The following is a 16,589-nucleotide window of genomic DNA, read 5'->3' on the forward strand; positions in this document are numbered from 1 at the left end:
GGGCCTTTCGTCATTTACGGTTCGGGAGCAGGATAGCCGCGGCCGGATATGCGCCGGCGCGAACCTCGCCTTTCGGTGAGCCCGCGCCGGCAGATGATCGAGGCTTTACCCTTACTTCACATAGGACTGGCGGAAGAGCTCGACCGCATTCGCCTTGGGTGCCTGGTTAAGCGGCTGACCCATATATTCCTGCATGCCCCAGGCACCATATTGGCCGATGCTGCCATAGTTGGAGAACAGCATGATCAGGTCACCGATCTCGTTGTTCCACTTGGTCAGATAGCGGGTGTAGAGCTTGCCCATGCGGGGATCGCGCTGCACCTTGATGAGTTGGGGAATATCGTCCGCGCTCAGGATGTGCTGGCCCGCTTCATAAGCGATGTAACGCAGGCCATATTGCTTGGCGATGTCCCGGTTCTGCTTGGCCAGTTCCAGTCGATCGTCGACAGTCTCCGCGAGCTTGACGTCCATGAAGTTGTTGAACGCGGCAGCCGTGCTGAGTGCGCCCGCTTTGGGCGTTGCGGCGAAATAAGGTGCGGTGGCAAGCGCATCGACCTTCTTGGCGGTATCCTTGAACGCCAGAACCTGGCTGGTCGACCAGGGGATGGCATTCTGGGTAGCCACCACCCGGACGAGGCGCGACATCTTGCCGGCATAGACCGAACTCCAGATATCCATCACTTCGCCGGTCTTCTCGGCATAGCGCCGCAGCATCGCCTGGTTCTCGTTGGTCGCGAGACCGCGAGCGACACCCTCGTCGCGCGCCTGATGTGTGACTGCGTAGAGCCAGTTCCAGACCTCGTTGGCATTCTCGACATAGACCACCAGGCCGGGATCGAGATTGTCGCGGACATAGGTCGCCAACCGGCGGACATAATCCTCATCGGCATTCCACGGGATGGTCAGCCACGGGTTGGTCCGGGTCTCGTTCGAGAGGGCGACGATATGCTCGATGGCAACGCCATCGCTGTCGTAGATCAGGCCATCGCCTGGCTTGGTCCGGCTGTCCCAGGTGACCTTGACGTTGCTTTCGACGCCGCGGGTCCACTTGAGATAGCGCACAGTGCTGTAGCGCTTGAGATCAGCCACGAAAGTCGGGTCGAACAGCGCCTTGGGATCGGCATCCTTCTCCCGGCAGTCGATGGCCCGCAGCGGATCGCTCGGATCGACCTTGGTGATGATGAGCGTCGCCCAGTCCGTGCCCTTCGGCACGAAGGTATAGGTCAGCGACTTGCCGGAGAACTTCACGTTCTTGACCACGCCGCCGAACATCTTGAGACTGCCGCTACCCTGCCAGGTGCACTTGATATCCACCGAAAGGCCACGATAGGCTGCCGTGGGCAGGTTGAGCTGGCGCGCTGCCTGCTCGGTGCCTTCCAGACGCACGACATTCTTGTTCGCGTCGAGCCGGTCCTTGGGCATGCCGACCCACTTGCCCTGCGCGTTGATGAGCGTCCAGGGGCTGCCGGCCATCAGGTTCATGAAGGTGCGGCCATTCTCGTAATAGCCAAGCGCCGCGAGGTTGATCCCGAGCTTCGTGCCAGGGCTGCTGCGCGGTGCAGCCGTCTTGTCGGTCGACTTCCCGTTCAGGGCGCCGATCGTCGTCGAGGTGGTCGGCCGGATGATGGTCGGCCCAGCGACCAGATTCGAGGACGACGTCATCGACGCAAGGCCAAGGACGGACACGACAGGTTCAATCCACTTCACGCGCTGGTCACCCGATGTTGCATTTACCGCTGTAAACAACAGGACCGTAGCAGAAGTTGCAGCCGCAATGCCAGCCGTGCTGAACAACGCCGCTGAACCGACACCAAGTGCGCCAAGGGCGCGCCTCTTGAATGAGCGATCAACGCTCTTAACAGTTTTCATTGTAATTGCGCTCCCGCGAGACCTTCATTTCAGGTCGTTTATTGATCCTGGAGCCGGGATAGCGGGTTGCTGCACAAATAAGATTTGCAGATGCTGGTTAACACCGTTTTAATCATTTGAGACCAACCGACCCAGGTTCACGTTGGGAACCTCCTGGGCTGGCTGGGAAGCCGGGCTCTGGATGAAGGCCGGGCGCGCGCGGTCCGCCGCTTGCCCGACTGGAGCCCAGCCCGGTCGGGCCCCAGGAAATTCCTTGGCCGCTGGTGGCCTCGGCGGCGCGCCATCCCAATGCGCTTGCTGCGGGACGAGCCCTTTTCGCGGCGGATGCGGAAGCGCAGGAAATGCCAGCACGGGCGCCGCGTGGGCACCCGCACACATCAGTTCTGCAGGGCCGGCTCTCCGGCGGCCATGCCGCCTCGCGATGCTTTCGTCCGCGATCCTGCCGCAACCGATGCGCGCGCACGCGCCACCGTCATCGTCGCCAACGCACCGGCGATCATCCAGGTGATCGGTCGGAGGGAGGAATTGGGAATGAGGTCCAATAGATTGACCAGATGCATTGCGAGCAAGGTGAGGCTCGACACCGGCAAGGCGAATCGGCGCAGCGTGAAGACGTGCCAGAACGGATAAGTGAGAAGGCCGAACAGCGCGAAATAGCCGACCAACCCATAAATGCCGATCGCGAGGACCCAGGTGCCATCGGTCACGGTGAGATCGGCCGTAGTCCCCCACGGCGTCTCCACGATGACTCGATTGCGGCCGTAGCCGCCCCAGCCGAAGAACGGTTTCTCCCAGGCACGTTCAAGCAGCATGTCCTCGTTCGCGAGCCGGAATTCCATGGATCGGGAACGCTCGGCACTAATGACGCTGAGCTGCTGCACGGCGCTACGCAGGGGCAGCACGTCTGCCGTGCGGACCATCGGGTAGAGGAAGATGACCACCGCGATCGCCAGTGCCGCGCTCAGGAAAGCGCGCCTGCGCAGACCAAGGAACAACCCCGCCACGACCGCCACGAAAAGGATCGCCGCCAGCGACTTATTGAGCAGCAGGACAAGAGCAAGATAACCCGCGAACAGGCCGGCCGGGATGGAGAATATCTGCATCCGCATCCGCGCCAGCCCGATCGTCGCGATCAGCGCCATCGCGCAGAAGGTCGAGACCAGCAGGCCATGCCCGAGGAAGACCATCGAGCGGAAGCCGCCCGACCGCATCTGCTGGGCGAAATAGCCTTGCTGAATGACCCCGTACAGCTTGGTCTGCAGGAACGGGCTCAGCCTGATCTCAAGCAGTATCGGCAACGAATAGGCGATACCGGCAAGCGCGAAGGCCATGACCAGCTGCCGGTGACTTTTCTCGTCGCGCAGCACGCCCGCGCCGAGCACGAAGGGAATGGCGAGGATGGCCCTGTCCAGCATGGTCGCAAGGCCATCCTTGAGACCGTAGCTCGGCAGGGTGGTTGGGCCGATGACGATGGGATTGGTGTTATTGAAGCTCGTGACCAGAGGCACGAGGACATACAGCAGCAACAGCGCGTTGATCGTCCGGCTGCGCGGCCACTGGAATTCTCCGCGCCGCGACATCATGAGGACCAGCGCCAGCGCGCTCAGGCTCGGGATCGACGACTTGTCGAAGGCCGGCAGCACCGGATAATCGATATTCACGATCACCGGCAGCAGCAGATAGCCGGCCAGGATCGTCCAGATCGTGGCACGCCCCACCGGCATCGTCAGGAACAGGCAGAGGGCGACCAGCGGCCAGCCCAGCAGCACCCCGTAGGCGATCATGGACTGCAAGGTCGATCCCTTCTCGCGATGCCGGAAGCGCAGGACCGCCCCGCCGCCCGCCGGCCCGGGCGTCGCGCGGACCTTGCCAACAGGACCAAGGCCCGGTCAAGGCCCCCTGCCCGGGCGTCGGGAAGGCGCCCTTCAATAAGCATGACGATCCCAGACCAGCCGCAGGATCGTTTCCATGATGATCCGCAGGTCCAGCAGCGGCGACCAGTGCTCTATATAATAGATGTCATATTCCACGCGCTGCTTGGCGCGCTCGATCGTGTCGATCTCGCCGCGCAGGCCACGCACCTGGGCAAGGCCAGTGATGCCCGGCTTCACGCGATGACGGGCAGCATAGCCGCGCACCGCGTCATGATAATAAGCATCGCCCACGCGCATGGCGAGCGCGTGCGGACGCGGGCCCACGATCGACATCTCCCCCCGCAACACGTTCCAGAGCTGCGGCAATTCGTCGATGCTCGTGCGCCGGATGATTCGCCCGACCCGCGTAATGCGCGGATCGCCCTTGCGCGTACGCTGCCCGCCGCTCTCGTCCTGCCGGTCGACATACATCGAGCGGAACTTGAGCACTTCGATCTCGAGATTGTTGAAGCCGAACCGCTTCTGGCGGAACAGGATGGGGCCCCTGCTCTCAAGCCGGATGGCGATGGCGGTCAGCAGCAGCAAGGGCGCGAGCGCGATGAGGCCGATCAGGGCCAGAAGCCGGTCCTGCACTTCCTTGAGCAGGCCGTCGAGATCGCGCACCGGCGTCTGCCAGATGCTGAGCACGGGCAGCGAGCCGATATAATTGACCTGATAGCGATCCCGCAGCACGAGGAATTCGCGCGGCATGATGCAGATGTCGATCGCGCCTGCGCTCAGCTCCTCGATGATGCGATTGAGCCTGTCCTGCTGGACCAGCGGCAGCGCGACGATGATCTGGTCGAGCATGCCCTGCCGTGCCAGCTCCAGCAATTCCTCGAAGCCGCCCAGGAACGGGAAGCGGCCGATCATGCCGGTTTCCACCCGCGTGCGCCGGTCATCCGCGAAGCCGATGATGTTTATGTGCGGCAGGCGCTCGATCTCCAGGAGCTCGAGCAGGCGGCTGGTGACGTCCCGATCGGCACCGTAGATCGCGACGCGCTGCCCGATGATGCCTTGCCGCATTCCGATCCAGACGATCCGGCGGAACAGCAGGCGGCTCATGATGAGCAGGGAAAAGCAGAGGACGATGAACAGCACGGCGAACCGCAAGGTCAGGTCCGGCGCCTGACCGAACTGAAGGATCGTGAAGCCGGTCAGCATCAGCGCCACGATGAAATCAAGGAACATGCCACTTCCCAGATCATCGCCCTGGCCGCGGAACGCCGAATAGGCATCGCGCGAGATGCGGATGAGGAAGAAGTTGATCGCCATCACGATGACGCCGCTCGAATGCAGGCGCACGTCGTAATAATAGCCGTACCAGCCGTTATAGATGAGAACCGTCAGGGCATAAGCGAGCAGAAAGCACAGCGCGTCATTGATGATGCCCCCAGAACGCAGAACGTTCGAGGTGAAGCGTACATATTTGTTTCTGCTCTGACGCTTGCCGCTGCTCATGTCATCCCACGCTGTTCGAACGGTTCGTCAGATACGGCCGAAAAGGCCACGATCGGGAGGGGTTCCCGGCGGATCATCGACCAGAATGGCGGTCCTTGCCTTCTCCAGCCCGGCCTGGGCGGCCTGCATGCAGCCCGCACTCCCGGAAGCCTGGCATTCCGCCGCAAAGAACCGCCACGCGTGCTCGGATGAAGGCATGGCGCGTGCGAGGGTACGAGCGACTGACATGGCCCTGCCTCTATCGCCCAACTGATGAAGATATTGCGTATATTTCTCCGCCAGATAGAAGTTTTGCGGCAGCGCGCGAAACCCGTCCTCGAAGACCTGCTTCGCTCGCCAGTCCAGATCCTGGGCGCGATAGACATTGGCCAGGACGACATAGGTCTCCGGATTGAGCGGGTCGTTCGTCTGGGCGAGCTGCGCGGCCTCCACCGCTGCGTCCATGTCTTTCGCGGTCTGGGCGAACTGCGCCTTGAGCATCAGGGCATCGACATCCTGCCCATCCTTCGCGAGCAATTCGTCGACCTGCCGCTGCGCTTCCTCCCTCCGGCCGGCAGCGGCGAACATGCGCGCCTTGAGCGATGCGAGGAGCGGCTGGGCCTTCCGCGGCGCGGTGCGGACGAGCCCATCGGCTGCCGCCAGATCGCCCTTGAGGAACAGATAGCGCGCCGTCTGGACGACCGCGCCCGGTTCCTTCCAGCGCGATGCGTCACGCGCGGCGGCATCCGGCAGGGGCGTATCGTCATACTGCCACCAGATGCGCTGCAAGGTGCGATAATCATCGAGATCCCGCGAGCCCGCCGCCAGCAGAGCCAAGGATGCCTGGCGCGCCTCGTCCTTGCGCCCCAGCTTGTAAAGCAGATTGATCTGGTCCAGCCGGAAACGCGGCGCGCCCTTGCTCATGTCCACCAGCCGCTCGGCCAGCGGCACCATGGGCTCGGGCTGGCCGAGATAACGATACATGTTGAGCTTGTTGACGAGCAACGGCATCGATTCCGCGCCGCTGGCGAGCGCACTGTCGATCAAGGCGAGGCCTTCCTCGGCCTTGCCTTCCTTGGCGAGCGAACGCGCCTTGATGACCGCGCCTGCGGAATCTCTCGGGTTGACCGCGAGAATCCGGTCGGCAAAGCCGCGCGCATCCTCGAACTTGTTCCTCGACAGCGCGATCATCCCCTTGACCTGAAGCGCGGGCAAGGCATCCGGTTCGAGCGTCAGCAGCCTGTCCGCGGCATCCTCGGCCTCGGCGACCTGGCCGACCTGGACACCGAGATTGGCGACATAAGCAAGAGCGATGCGGTTGGTCGCGTCGAATTCGAGGGCGCGCTGGAAAGCGCGATAGGCCCGCACCGGCTCCCCCAGCGCCATCGCGATCGAGCCGGCCAGCTGATGATAGCTCGCCTCGTCCTCGCGCAGCGCGATCGCTTGCGAGATCGCATCTCGAGCGGCGACGAGATTGCCGCCCTGGGCATAGGCATCGGCCTGCTGCGCCAGCTCCGCCGCCTTCTGCGAGGGGCTCTTGCAGGCCGTGAGACCGAGCGTGGCCGGCAATGCCGCGGCCGCGAAGAGCAGGAGCAGCGGGACCCGTCGACGACGGGGCGCCTGCGACAGGACCGGGGAGTCGTCCCGAAAGGAAACAGGCTGAGCCAAGTCGTTCATGACGCGCATCTCGAAATCGAAAAACAGGCGACGCGCTTACAAGGCTTCAGGACGGGGGGCAATCTAAGTAACCAACGCTCGGTCCATCGTTAACCCAGCTTTTACGTAGTGACGACATGTTGTTTTGGTATATGAAGCGCCGGTCCAAAGCCAGCAAGAGGGATTTCACGCGTGCAATTTACCGCGAAGATGTGGCCGGTGGCGGCTCTGTTCATGGCGATTTCGGCCCCGGCGGCGGCACAGGACACGTCGGCGCCCGCCCAGACCGCGCCTTCCGCTCTCACCGCACTTCCCGACCGCCCCTACACGATCAATCCGGGCGACCAGATCGAAATCTACGTCTGGGGCGAGGAGCGACTGCAGCGCAGCATCCGCGTCCTGCCCGACGGCACATTCTCATTCCCGCTGGTCGGCCGCGTGATGGCGGAAGGCATGCTCCCCGAGCAGGTGGAGACGGCGATTTCCAACGGTCTGGCCAGCCAGTATCGCGGCGATCCGCCGCAGGTGACCGTCACCATCCAGGCGCCCAGCGGCTTCACTTTCTCGGTCATCGGCCGCGTGCGGGGCCCCAGCACCTTCACGCCGGGCCGCTACGTGAACCTGATCGAGGCCATCACCATGGCCGGCGGACCCGACGAGTTCGCCAATCTCGACAACATCACCATCATCCGCAAGAAGGGCAAGGAACTGACGTCCATCAAGTTCCGGCTCGGCGGCGCGATGAAGGGCAATCTTTCCGAGACGGCGGCGCAGGCCATTCCGCAGATCCAGGTCGGCGACACGGTGATCGTACCATGACAGCATTGCGGCTGGCCGGGCAATGCGCCCCGGCCATCCTCCTCCTCGCCGGCACGGCGGCGACGGCGGAGACCACGTTGTCGAGCGACATCCTGGTCGATGGCGGCGTGTCGACCAATCCTTATGGCTCGCGCCAAGGCAGTGCCGCCTCCGGCACGGCCAGCGCGACTCTCGCACCCACTTTGGTGATGACGTCCCCCACTGGCTCGACCCGGATCAACGGACGGATCACGCACACGCAGTTCACGCGGCGTTACAACAGCACCACGGACTACACCCTGTCGGGCAGCACCGCTCAGCAGATCAGCCCACTGGCCTCCTTCACCCTTGGCGCCAGCTATTCCAGCCGGGTGCGCGATGCCCTTTACCCGGTCAACGACCCGATTACCGGGCTGCCGGACGAGGAAGACGATCCCATCATCGTCGATCCCGATGCCGCGGCCAGCTACGAGCTGCGCACGGAAACGGCGAATGCGAGCGCCGGGCTCTCCTACACGCTGTCGCCGCGCGACACGCTCAACTTCTCGGCCCGCGCGACGCGCGTGACCATGCCGCCCACGCAGTCGGTTGCCCGCGGCTACGATTCCTATGGCGGCGGCGTCTCCTACATGCGAGCCGTCAGCGGCAGTACGTCGATCGGCGCGGGAGTGGACATCAACAAGAACGAGTTCCGCTCGGGTTCCGCTGGCGGCGGCACGGTGATCTCGCCGAACCTGATCGTGACCACGCAGCTCGCGCCGCGCCTGTCCTTCAATGCCAGCGGCGGCATCACCTTCTCCGAGACGGACGTGGGCGGAGTGAGTCAGACCCACACCTCGTTCGCGGGCTCCGCCGGCCTGTGCTATCGCGGCGAGCGCGGCCGCTTCTGCCTGAACGGCTCCCGCCGCGTCTCGCCAACGTCCGTTTCCGGCACATCGACCGCGACCCTGTTCGGCGCCTCCTACAGCTACAAGCTGACGCCGCGCAGCAACATCAATCTCAACGCCTCCTATTCGCAGGCAAGTTCCCTGCGCAACGAAGCCAACAGGCGCGGCAAGTACGGCAGGGCGAGCGTGACCTACAGCCGGCAGATCCTCGAACGCCTGTCGGGTATCGTTTCTTTCAATTATAGTGATACCTACGATTCGATCGTGCCGCGCGACCCGAATTTCTCAGGTACGGTGGGGCTGCGGTACAGCTTGGGCAGAATCCTATGAACAATCTTCAGGTTCACTACGACATGGCGGACGAGACGAGCCGCAGTTCGTTCATTCCGTATCTGCCCTCGATCATCATGCAGCGCAAATGGCTGGTGATCATCCCGACGCTTCTGGCGCTCATCGCCGCCATCGCAGCGGCATTCCTGCTGCCCACGCGCTATCAGTCCCGCGCCGTGCTGCTGGTGGAAGCGCCGCTCCTGGCCGGAGAAGTCGCGCTGGACATGACCGGCGCGCAAGTCGTCGACCAGCGCATCGCCCGCATCCGCCAGCAGGTGCTCAGCCGCCCGCAGCTCATCGAACTCATCCAGCGCAATGGCCTCTATCAGACCGAACTGAGCACGAGTTCGCTGTCCGAAGTGATCAGCAAGATGCGCTCCGACATCGAGATCGCGCCCGTGCGCGCGGACATCCAGTCCGGCGCGCGCGGCCAGCGCAGCACCATCGCCTTCGGGATGAGCTTCTCCTATTCCGATCCGGTCAAGGCGCAGGCCGTGGCCCAGGCGCTCACCGAGCGCGTGCTCCAGATCGATTCCAGCAAGACCGCGCAGCAGGTCGTCAGCACCGTCCAGTTCCTTTCCGACCAGGAAGCCGAACTCGCCGCGCAAATCCAGCAGCTCTCCAGCCAGATCACTGACGTGAAGGCCCGCAACGGCCTCTCGTTCGTGAACAATGTCGGCGGCAGCGGGCTCGGCAGTCTCGACGGGCAGATCGCCGCGCTCCAGGCCTCGAACATGCAGCTCAACGCGCAGCGGGACATGACCCAGACTGCCGCAGAGCGTGATCCGATCGTGGCGCAGGCCGAGCAGAATCTGGCGCTGGCCCGCTCCAAATATTCGGAGCGGCATCCCGACGTGGTGCTGGCTAAGCAGCGCCTCGAGGAAGCGCGCGAGCTGGGCAAGGTCAATCAGCAGCGCATCCCGATGGACAGGGTGGAAGCGCAGATCGCCTTCAACAATCGCCAGCTCGCGGCGCTCCAGGCAGCGCGGGCTGCCGAGATGGAGCGCCAGATGGCCATCGCCGGGGCGCAGGCCCGGGCCCCGATGGTGCAGCAGGAAATTTCCCAGCTCCAGGAACGGCTGAACATCCTCAACACCAATTACCAGCGCGTCTCGAACCAGCTCATGGCGGCGAAGGCCGGCCAGAAGGCTGAGGACGAACAGCAGGGCGAACGTCTCTCGGTGATCGACCCGGCCGCCATTCCCGACGAGCCGGTATCGCCGAACCGCCCGATGATCATCGCGATGGTCACCGGCGCAGGCCTTGCCTTCGGTCTTGGCCTCATCCTCCTCATCGAACTCGTCATGAAGCCCATTCGCGACGCGGGCGCCGTCGCGCTGGCCACCGGCGAGGCACCGCTGGTCGTCATCCCCACGATCCTCAGCAAGGGCGAGCGTCAGCGGAAGGGCTGGAAGGCTCTCTGGCCCTTCGGCGGCAGTGACGATGATGACGACGAGGACGAGGACGACGAGCCGAAAAAGAAGAAAAAATAGCGCAGCGCGCCGAAGGAGTTTGACCATTGTCTGATCAGATCGTGTCGACGAGGACCGAGGCCGCCGCTTTCCGGATTCCGAGCCAGAGCGAAGTGGCGCTGTTCACCCCGGAATGGCAGGTCCTCGAGGACAACCATGTCGTGGGCTTCAACAGCCGCCACGTCTCGTCGCGGCCGTTCAGCCTGCTGCGCTCGCAGCTCGTCAAGCGGATGAAGGCGCGCGGCCACAAGCTGCTGGGCGTCACCTCGCCGGCGCCGGGCGCGGGCAAGTCGTTCCTGACGGCTAACCTCGCCGCCACGCTGAGCCGGCTGCCGAACCATGTCGTTCATGTGTTCGACCTCGACATCCGGCGCGCTTCGCTGGCCGCAAATTTCGGCCTGACGGGCGAGATCGGCCTCGAGCGCTTCCTCAACAGCGAGACGGACGACCTGCGGGCGATCGGCCGCCACGTGGACGGCACCAACCTCATCCTCTACCCCTGCTTCCCCAACAATATGGAGACGATGCCGCTCCTCGCCGGCGAACGGTTCGCGGCCTTCATCCAGTCGCTGCGCACCCTGCCGGACGATCATCTCGTCCTGTTCGACATGCCGCCCGTCTTCGCGAATGACGACGCCATGGTCGTCGCCTCGCAGATCGATGCCTATCTCATGGTGATCGAGCAGGGCCGCAACAGCCAGCGCCAGGTGAGCGATGCCATTCGCCTGCTGGATCCGGTCGAATGCATCGGATCAGTGCTGAACCGCTACGATGGCGGCGTCGGCGATCCTTATGGCTATTCCTACGGCTCGTACGGCAAATATACGGACTATTTCAGCAAGGGCGACTGAGCAGTCGCCCCCGCACCACAGGACAGGGAGGCACGGCCGGCCGCATCACCGGCCGTTTCTCCATGGAGACGAGGCGATCCGGCCGGCGGCGGCCGGCGCCAGAGACAAACCCCGCTCAGCGCGCCTGCGCGGCGCGCTCGATCAGCGGCCGCCACCAGCCCTCATTGGCAAGATACCAGGCCAGCGTCTGCGCAAACCCCTCGCGGAACGTGCGGCGCGGCGCATAGCCGAGCTCGCTCCGGGCCTTGGTCTCGTCGATCGCGTATCGACGATCATGCCCCGCCCGATCGGTCACGAAGGTCTTGAGGCTCGCGGAAGGCGTCCCGCTGGCCGCGGGCGCATCCGGAAAGCGCCGGGCAAGACTGGCATCCTCCTGAAAAGCCTGATCGACGGTTACGCAGATTTCCTCGATCACGGTCAGGTTCGGCAGCTCCTGCCCGCCGCCGATATTGTAGGTCTCGCCCGCCCGGCCGGCCTGCAGCACTTTCTCGATGCCGTGGCAATGATCCTCGACGTGGAGCCAGTCCCGAACGTTCATGCCGTCGCCGTAGATCGGCAGATTGCGGCCGTACAGGCAATTGAGCAGGAATAGCGGAATGAGCTTCTCGGGAAACTGGAACGGCCCGTAATTGTTCGAGCAATTGCTCGTTGTCACATCCAGCCCATAAGTATGGTGATAGGCCCGCACGAGATGATCCGAGCCCGCCTTGCTCGCCGAATAAGGTGAATTCGGCGCATAAGGCGTCGTCTCGCTGAACGCTGGATCATCGGGCCCGAGCGAGCCATAGACCTCGTCGGTCGAGACGTGATGGAAACGGTGCGGCCGGCCCGAGCCGGCGTCGAGCCAGAGCTTGCGCGCGGCCTTGAGCAGGCTGTGCGTGCCGATGACATTGGTGGTGACGAACGCGTCCGGCCCGGTGATCGAGCGATCCACATGGCTCTCGGCGGCGAAATGGACGACCGTGTCGATCTCGTGCCGGATGAGCAGATTTTCGACCAGCGCCGTGTCGCAGATGTCGCCCACGATGAGATCGACCTGGTCCAGCCCACGGAGATTGGCCGGGTTGCCCGCATAAGTGAGCGCATCGAGCACGGTCACCTTGTCATCGGGATGATGCGCCGACCAGTAATGAACAAAATTGGCTCCAATGAAGCCGGCGCCGCCAGTGACGAGCAGATTAGCCATTCGCCTTGATCTCTCCGAGCATGTTGCGAAGATTGACACGCCAGTGCGGCGCGGGTGCCCCGACGAGCGCCACCGCCGCGCTGTTCTCCAGCACCGAATAGGCCGGGCGCCGCGCCGGCGTGGGATAATCGCTGGTGGCAATCGGCAGAACCGGCACGGCGCACGCCAGCAGGCCGAGCGCGACCGCTTCCTCCTGTATGGCCACCGCGAAATCATACCAGCTTGCCGCGCCGCTGTCCGTCCAGTGATGGATGCCGCGCGCGTTGGCCGCGTCGAGCGCCCAGATCGCTCCGGCGAGGCTGCCGGCGAATGTCGGTGTGCCGATCTGGTCCGCCACCACGCGGACCTCCTCACGCTCTGCCATGAGCCGCAACATCGTTCGGACGAAATTCCCGCCCGTGACGCCATAGACCCAGGCTGTCCGGACGATCAGCGCATGCGGGCAGGCAGCGAGTACCGCCTGCTCGCCTGCGCGCTTGCTAGCGCCATAGACGCCGAGCGGCGCGGTCGGGTGATCCGGCGCATAAGGCGATCCGGAAGTGCCATCGAACACGAAGTCCGTCGAAACATGGACGAAGCGCGCCTGACGCGCCGCAGCGGCGGCCGCCAGGTTGCCGGGCCCCACGCCATTGACGCGATAAGCCGCATCCGCGTCGCTCTCCGCCCGGTCCACCGCAGTATAGGCTGCCGCGTTGATGATCAGATCCGGCGCCAGTTCGCCGACAAGCGCGGCGACCGCATCTTCGTCACCGATGTCGAGGTCCGCATGGCCCAGCGCCACGACGTCCGCGCCAATCGGCGCGCTGGCCTGCAAGGCGCGGCCCAGCTGGCCCCCTGCGCCGGTGACGAGGACCTTCATGGGAACGTGACTGCCTCGGCAAGCGGCGCGCCTGCCTGATCCTTGGCGGAAAGTTGTGGCACGATGCCGTCCAGCGGCCACGCGATGCCGATCGCCGGATCGTTCCATAACAGGCTGTGCTCATTGGCCGGATCGTAGAAGCCCCGGCACTTGTAGAGGAAATCCGTGCCATCCTCGAGGCACAGAAAGCCATGGGCCATGCCCTCCGGCACCCACAGCATGCGCTTGTTGCGTGCGCTCAACTCCACACCGACCCATTTGCCGAACGTCGGCGAGCTGCGCCGCATGTCCACCACTACGTCGAACACCGCCCCGGCCGTAACCCGCACCAGCTTCCCTTGCGGGCCCGGCTGCTGATAATGCAGGCCCCGCAGCACACCACGCGAGGAGCGGCTGTGATTATCCTGCACGAAATCGATGTCGAGCCCCGCCTCCCGAAAGGTCCGCGCGTTCCAGCTCTCCATGAAAAAGCCCCGCTCGTCACCGAACAGCCTGGGCTCGATGATGAGCACATCCGCGATCGCAGTCTCGACCACCTTCATGCGATGCCGCGCTCCAGCAGCTTGAGCAGATATTCTCCATAGCCGGACTTGCGCAGCGGTTCGGCCAGGCGCTGGAGCTGGCTATCATCGATGAAACCCGCGCGCCACGCCAGCTCTTCCGGGCAGCAAATCTTGAGACCCTGCCGCTCCTCGGTGATGCGCACATAATTGGCGGCATCGAGCAGAGACCCGTGCGTGCCGGTGTCCAGCCAGGCGTAGCCGCGCCCCATGATCTCGACGGACAGCTCGCCCGCCTCCAGATAGAGGCGGTTGAGGTCGGTGATCTCCAGTTCGCCGCGCGACGAAGGGGCCAAGCCCTGCGCGCGCTCCACGGCCTTGCCATCGTAGAAATAGAGGCCAGTTACAGCATAATTGGACCTGGGGTGCTGCGGCTTCTCCTCGATCGTCTCGGCCCTGCCCTCGCCATCGAAGGAGACGACGCCATAAGCGGTCGGATCACTGACATAATAACCGAAGACGGTGGCGCCATCCTGCCTGCCCGCGGCCGAGCGAAGCAGTTCGGTGAGCCCGTGCCCATAAAAGATATTGTCTCCCAGGATCAGCGCGGAAGGCGAGGTCCCCACGAAGTCGGCGCCGATATGATAGGCCTGTGCAAGCCCGGCGGGCTGCGGCTGCGCCGCATAATGCAGCGAAAGGCCAAGATCGGAGCCATCCCCCAGCAGGGCCTGAAACGCCGCCTGGTCCTGCGGCGTCGTGATGATCATGATCTCGCGGATCCCTGCCAGGATCAGCACCGACAGCGGGTAGTGGATCATCGGCTTGTCGTACACCGGCATGAGCTGCTTGGAGACGGCCTTGGTCAGCGGGTAGAGCCGCGTGCCCGACCCGCCGGCCAGAATGATCCCTTTACGCAATTGTCGCTCCCACTTCAGCCTCTGCGGCACCGATGAAGTCCTAGCCGCTCGCCTCGCCATTGCAAGCCGGTGACTGATGGCATGTCCCGTTATGGAGGCGGCCGGCCTAATTGTCAGCCATGGCTTCCAAAAACATCGTGAATCGCTTTGCCTTTTTCAGTCAGAAATTTTAGCGCATGCGCCGTATCACGACAAAATTGCGATTAACTGTTTCTTGCGCGCGGAGATGATTGATGGAAACAGCCTATGACTGGCTTTCGCTTGCGATCTTCGCCGGCATTATCGTGCTTTTCCTCCAGCGGTCCTCCATGGAAAATCCCCCGGACCGCATGATCGATTATCTGCCGCCCGCGCTCGGCTGCGCCATTGCCAACCAGGCGGGCAACTACGCGATCGAGAACGACAATCTGCTGCTGCACGCGGTGGGTGTGTTGCTGCTGGTCGGCGTTGTCGCTTATGTCTGGTTCGTCTTGAAGCCGAACCTGAAATCCTGAAAGAAGTTCGGGACAAGAAAGGCCGCTTGCCGCTAGAAGCCGGCCATCGCCCCGGAGGCCCGCGCCTCGGGGGCAAAATCATGCTCATCAATCAAAGCGAAGAGGAACTGCTCGGGTGAAAATCACGATGATCGGTTCGGGCTATGTCGGCCTGGTTTCCGGAGCCTGCTTTGCCGATTTCGGCCACGACGTGATCTGCGTGGACAAGGACGCAGGGAAGATCGAAGCCCTGCTCGCCGGGCGCATCCCGATCTTCGAGCCGGGCCTGGAACAGCTCGTCGCCAATAATGTCGCGGCCGGACGCCTCTCCTTCACCACCGACCTTGCGAGCGCCGTGCCGGAAGCGGACGCCGTGTTCATCGCGGTCGGCACCCCGTCGCGCCGGGGCGATGGCCATGCGGACCTGCGCTACGTCTATGCGGCGGCAGCGGAAGTCGCGGCCTCGCTCAAGGGCTTCACCGTGATCGTCGACAAGTCCACCGTCCCCGTGGGGACCGGCGATGAAGTCGAGCGGATCATCCGCCAGACCAATCCGGACGCCGAGTTCGCGGTGGTCTCCAATCCCGAATTCCTGCGCGAGGGCGCCGCGATCGACGATTTCAAGCGGCCCGACCGCGTCGTCATCGGCAGCGACGATCCGCGCGCGCTCGAAGTGATGCGCCAGATCTACCGCCCGCTGGCGCTGGGCCGCTCGCCCATCATCGAGATGAGCCGCCGCGGCGCGGAACTCACCAAATATGCCGGCAACGCCTTCCTCGCGACCAAGATCACTTTCATCAACGAGATCGCCGACCTGTGCGAGAAGGTGGGCGCGGACGTGCAGGACGTGGCGCGCGGCATCGGGCTCGACAACCGGATCGGCTCCAAGTTCCTCCATGCCGGCCCGGGCTATGGCGGCTCCTGCTTCCCCAAGGACACGCTCGCCCTGCTGAAGACCGCGCAGGATCATGAAGCGCCGCAGCGCATCGTCGAGGCGGTCGTGGCCGTGAACGACCAGCGCAAGCGCGCCATGGGCCGCAAGGTCATCCATGCCTGCGGCGGCGACGTGCGCGGCAAGACGATCGCGGTGCTGGGCCTCACCTTCAAGCCCAACACCGACGACATGCGCGATTCGCCCGCCATCGCCATCGTGCAGACGCTGCAGGATGCCGGCGCCACCATCCGTGCCTTTGATCCCGAAGGGATGGAGCAGGCGAGGAAAGACCTGCCGGACATCACTTATTGCGGCAATGCCTATGAAACGATGGAAGATGCCGACGCGCTGGTGATCGTCACGGAATGGGATGCCTTCCGTGCGCTCGACCTGCCGCGCGCAAAGTCGCTGCTCCGCGCGCCGATCCTGGTGGACCTGCGCAACATCTATCCGCGCGACATGGTCGAGGCCGCCGGCCTGACCTATTCGGCGGTCGGTCGGTGA

14 protein-coding genes are annotated in these 16,589 nt (G+C 64.0%); 6 read left to right on the forward strand and 8 right to left on the reverse strand.

The features are described 5' to 3' along the window. Positions 1-111 precede the first annotated feature (111 nt). The 4 genes from HNP60_RS16840 to HNP60_RS16855 form a co-directional block, all read right to left on the reverse strand. Positions 112-1,707: a hypothetical protein gene (locus HNP60_RS16840; protein WP_184155989.1), complete on the reverse strand. Its 1,596-nt coding sequence runs from the start codon at positions 1,705-1,707 to the stop codon at positions 112-114. Between the two features lie 539 nt (positions 1,708-2,246). Beyond that, a complete protein-coding gene (locus tag HNP60_RS16845; protein WP_184155991.1) occupies positions 2,247-3,653 on the reverse strand; it encodes an O-antigen ligase family protein in 1,407 nt (468 codons plus the stop codon). Positions 3,654-3,794: 141 nt separating this feature from the next. Beyond that, on the reverse strand, positions 3,795-5,243 hold the full coding sequence (locus tag HNP60_RS16850) for an undecaprenyl-phosphate glucose phosphotransferase (protein WP_260394959.1): 1,449 nt from the start codon (positions 5,241-5,243) through the stop codon (positions 3,795-3,797). Positions 5,244-5,270: 27 nt separating this feature from the next. Next, positions 5,271-6,899: a tetratricopeptide repeat protein gene (locus HNP60_RS16855; protein WP_184155993.1), complete on the reverse strand. Its 1,629-nt coding sequence runs from the start codon at positions 6,897-6,899 to the stop codon at positions 5,271-5,273. 171 nt (positions 6,900-7,070) lie between these two features. On the opposite strand from HNP60_RS16855, the gene HNP60_RS16860 reads away from it, so the two are divergent. The 4 genes from HNP60_RS16860 to HNP60_RS16875 are packed head-to-tail and all read left to right on the forward strand — an operon-like array spanning position 7,071 to position 11,216. Then, positions 7,071-7,697: a polysaccharide biosynthesis/export family protein gene (locus tag HNP60_RS16860; RefSeq protein ID WP_338056735.1), complete on the forward strand. Its 627-nt coding sequence runs from the start codon at positions 7,071-7,073 to the stop codon at positions 7,695-7,697. Then, positions 7,694-8,893, forward strand: a complete 1,200-nt coding sequence (locus tag HNP60_RS16865; protein WP_184155994.1) for a porin family protein — start codon at positions 7,694-7,696, stop codon at positions 8,891-8,893. The genes HNP60_RS16860 and HNP60_RS16865 overlap by 4 nt, the downstream gene beginning before the upstream one ends. Beyond that, positions 8,890-10,386: a GumC family protein gene (locus HNP60_RS16870; RefSeq protein ID WP_184155996.1), complete on the forward strand. Its 1,497-nt coding sequence runs from the start codon at positions 8,890-8,892 to the stop codon at positions 10,384-10,386. The genes HNP60_RS16865 and HNP60_RS16870 overlap by 4 nt, the downstream gene beginning before the upstream one ends. A gap of 26 nt (positions 10,387-10,412) precedes the next feature. After that, positions 10,413-11,216 carry a CpsD/CapB family tyrosine-protein kinase gene (locus HNP60_RS16875; protein WP_184155998.1) on the forward strand — a complete coding sequence of 268 codons (804 nt, stop codon included), beginning with the start codon at positions 10,413-10,415 and terminating at the stop codon, positions 11,214-11,216. Positions 11,217-11,331: 115 nt separating this feature from the next. On the opposite strand, the gene rfbB is transcribed toward HNP60_RS16875, so the two are convergent. Genes rfbB through rfbA form a run of 4 tightly spaced genes read right to left on the reverse strand, consistent with a single transcriptional unit; the run spans position 11,332 to position 14,678 of the window. Then, on the reverse strand, positions 11,332-12,402 hold the full coding sequence (gene rfbB, locus HNP60_RS16880) for a dTDP-glucose 4,6-dehydratase (RefSeq protein WP_184156000.1): 1,071 nt from the start codon (positions 12,400-12,402) through the stop codon (positions 11,332-11,334). After that, positions 12,395-13,261 (reverse strand): dTDP-4-dehydrorhamnose reductase, encoded by an 867-nt coding sequence (rfbD, locus tag HNP60_RS16885; RefSeq protein ID WP_184156002.1) that lies wholly within the window; start codon positions 13,259-13,261, stop codon positions 12,395-12,397. Before rfbD ends, rfbB begins: the two co-directional genes overlap by 8 nt. Beyond that, the gene (gene rfbC, locus HNP60_RS16890; protein WP_184156004.1) at positions 13,258-13,803 is read right to left on the reverse strand and encodes a dTDP-4-dehydrorhamnose 3,5-epimerase; all 546 of its coding nucleotides are present in this window, start codon (positions 13,801-13,803) and stop codon (positions 13,258-13,260) included. Before rfbC ends, rfbD begins: the two co-directional genes overlap by 4 nt. Next, the gene (gene rfbA, locus HNP60_RS16895) at positions 13,800-14,678 is read right to left on the reverse strand and encodes a glucose-1-phosphate thymidylyltransferase RfbA (RefSeq protein ID WP_184156005.1); all 879 of its coding nucleotides are present in this window, start codon (positions 14,676-14,678) and stop codon (positions 13,800-13,802) included. Before rfbA ends, rfbC begins: the two co-directional genes overlap by 4 nt. A gap of 233 nt (positions 14,679-14,911) precedes the next feature. On the opposite strand from rfbA, the gene HNP60_RS16900 reads away from it, so the two are divergent. Next, positions 14,912-15,172, forward strand: coding sequence for an XrtV sorting system accessory protein (locus tag HNP60_RS16900; RefSeq protein ID WP_014077734.1), 261 nt, complete (start codon positions 14,912-14,914; stop codon positions 15,170-15,172). A gap of 115 nt (positions 15,173-15,287) precedes the next feature. Beyond that, the gene (locus HNP60_RS16905) at positions 15,288-16,589 is read left to right on the forward strand and encodes a nucleotide sugar dehydrogenase (RefSeq protein WP_184156007.1); all 1,302 of its coding nucleotides are present in this window, start codon (positions 15,288-15,290) and stop codon (positions 16,587-16,589) included.

This window comes from Sphingobium lignivorans, assembly GCF_014203955.1.
Taxonomy (GTDB): Bacteria; Pseudomonadota; Alphaproteobacteria; order Sphingomonadales; family Sphingomonadaceae; genus Sphingobium; species Sphingobium lignivorans.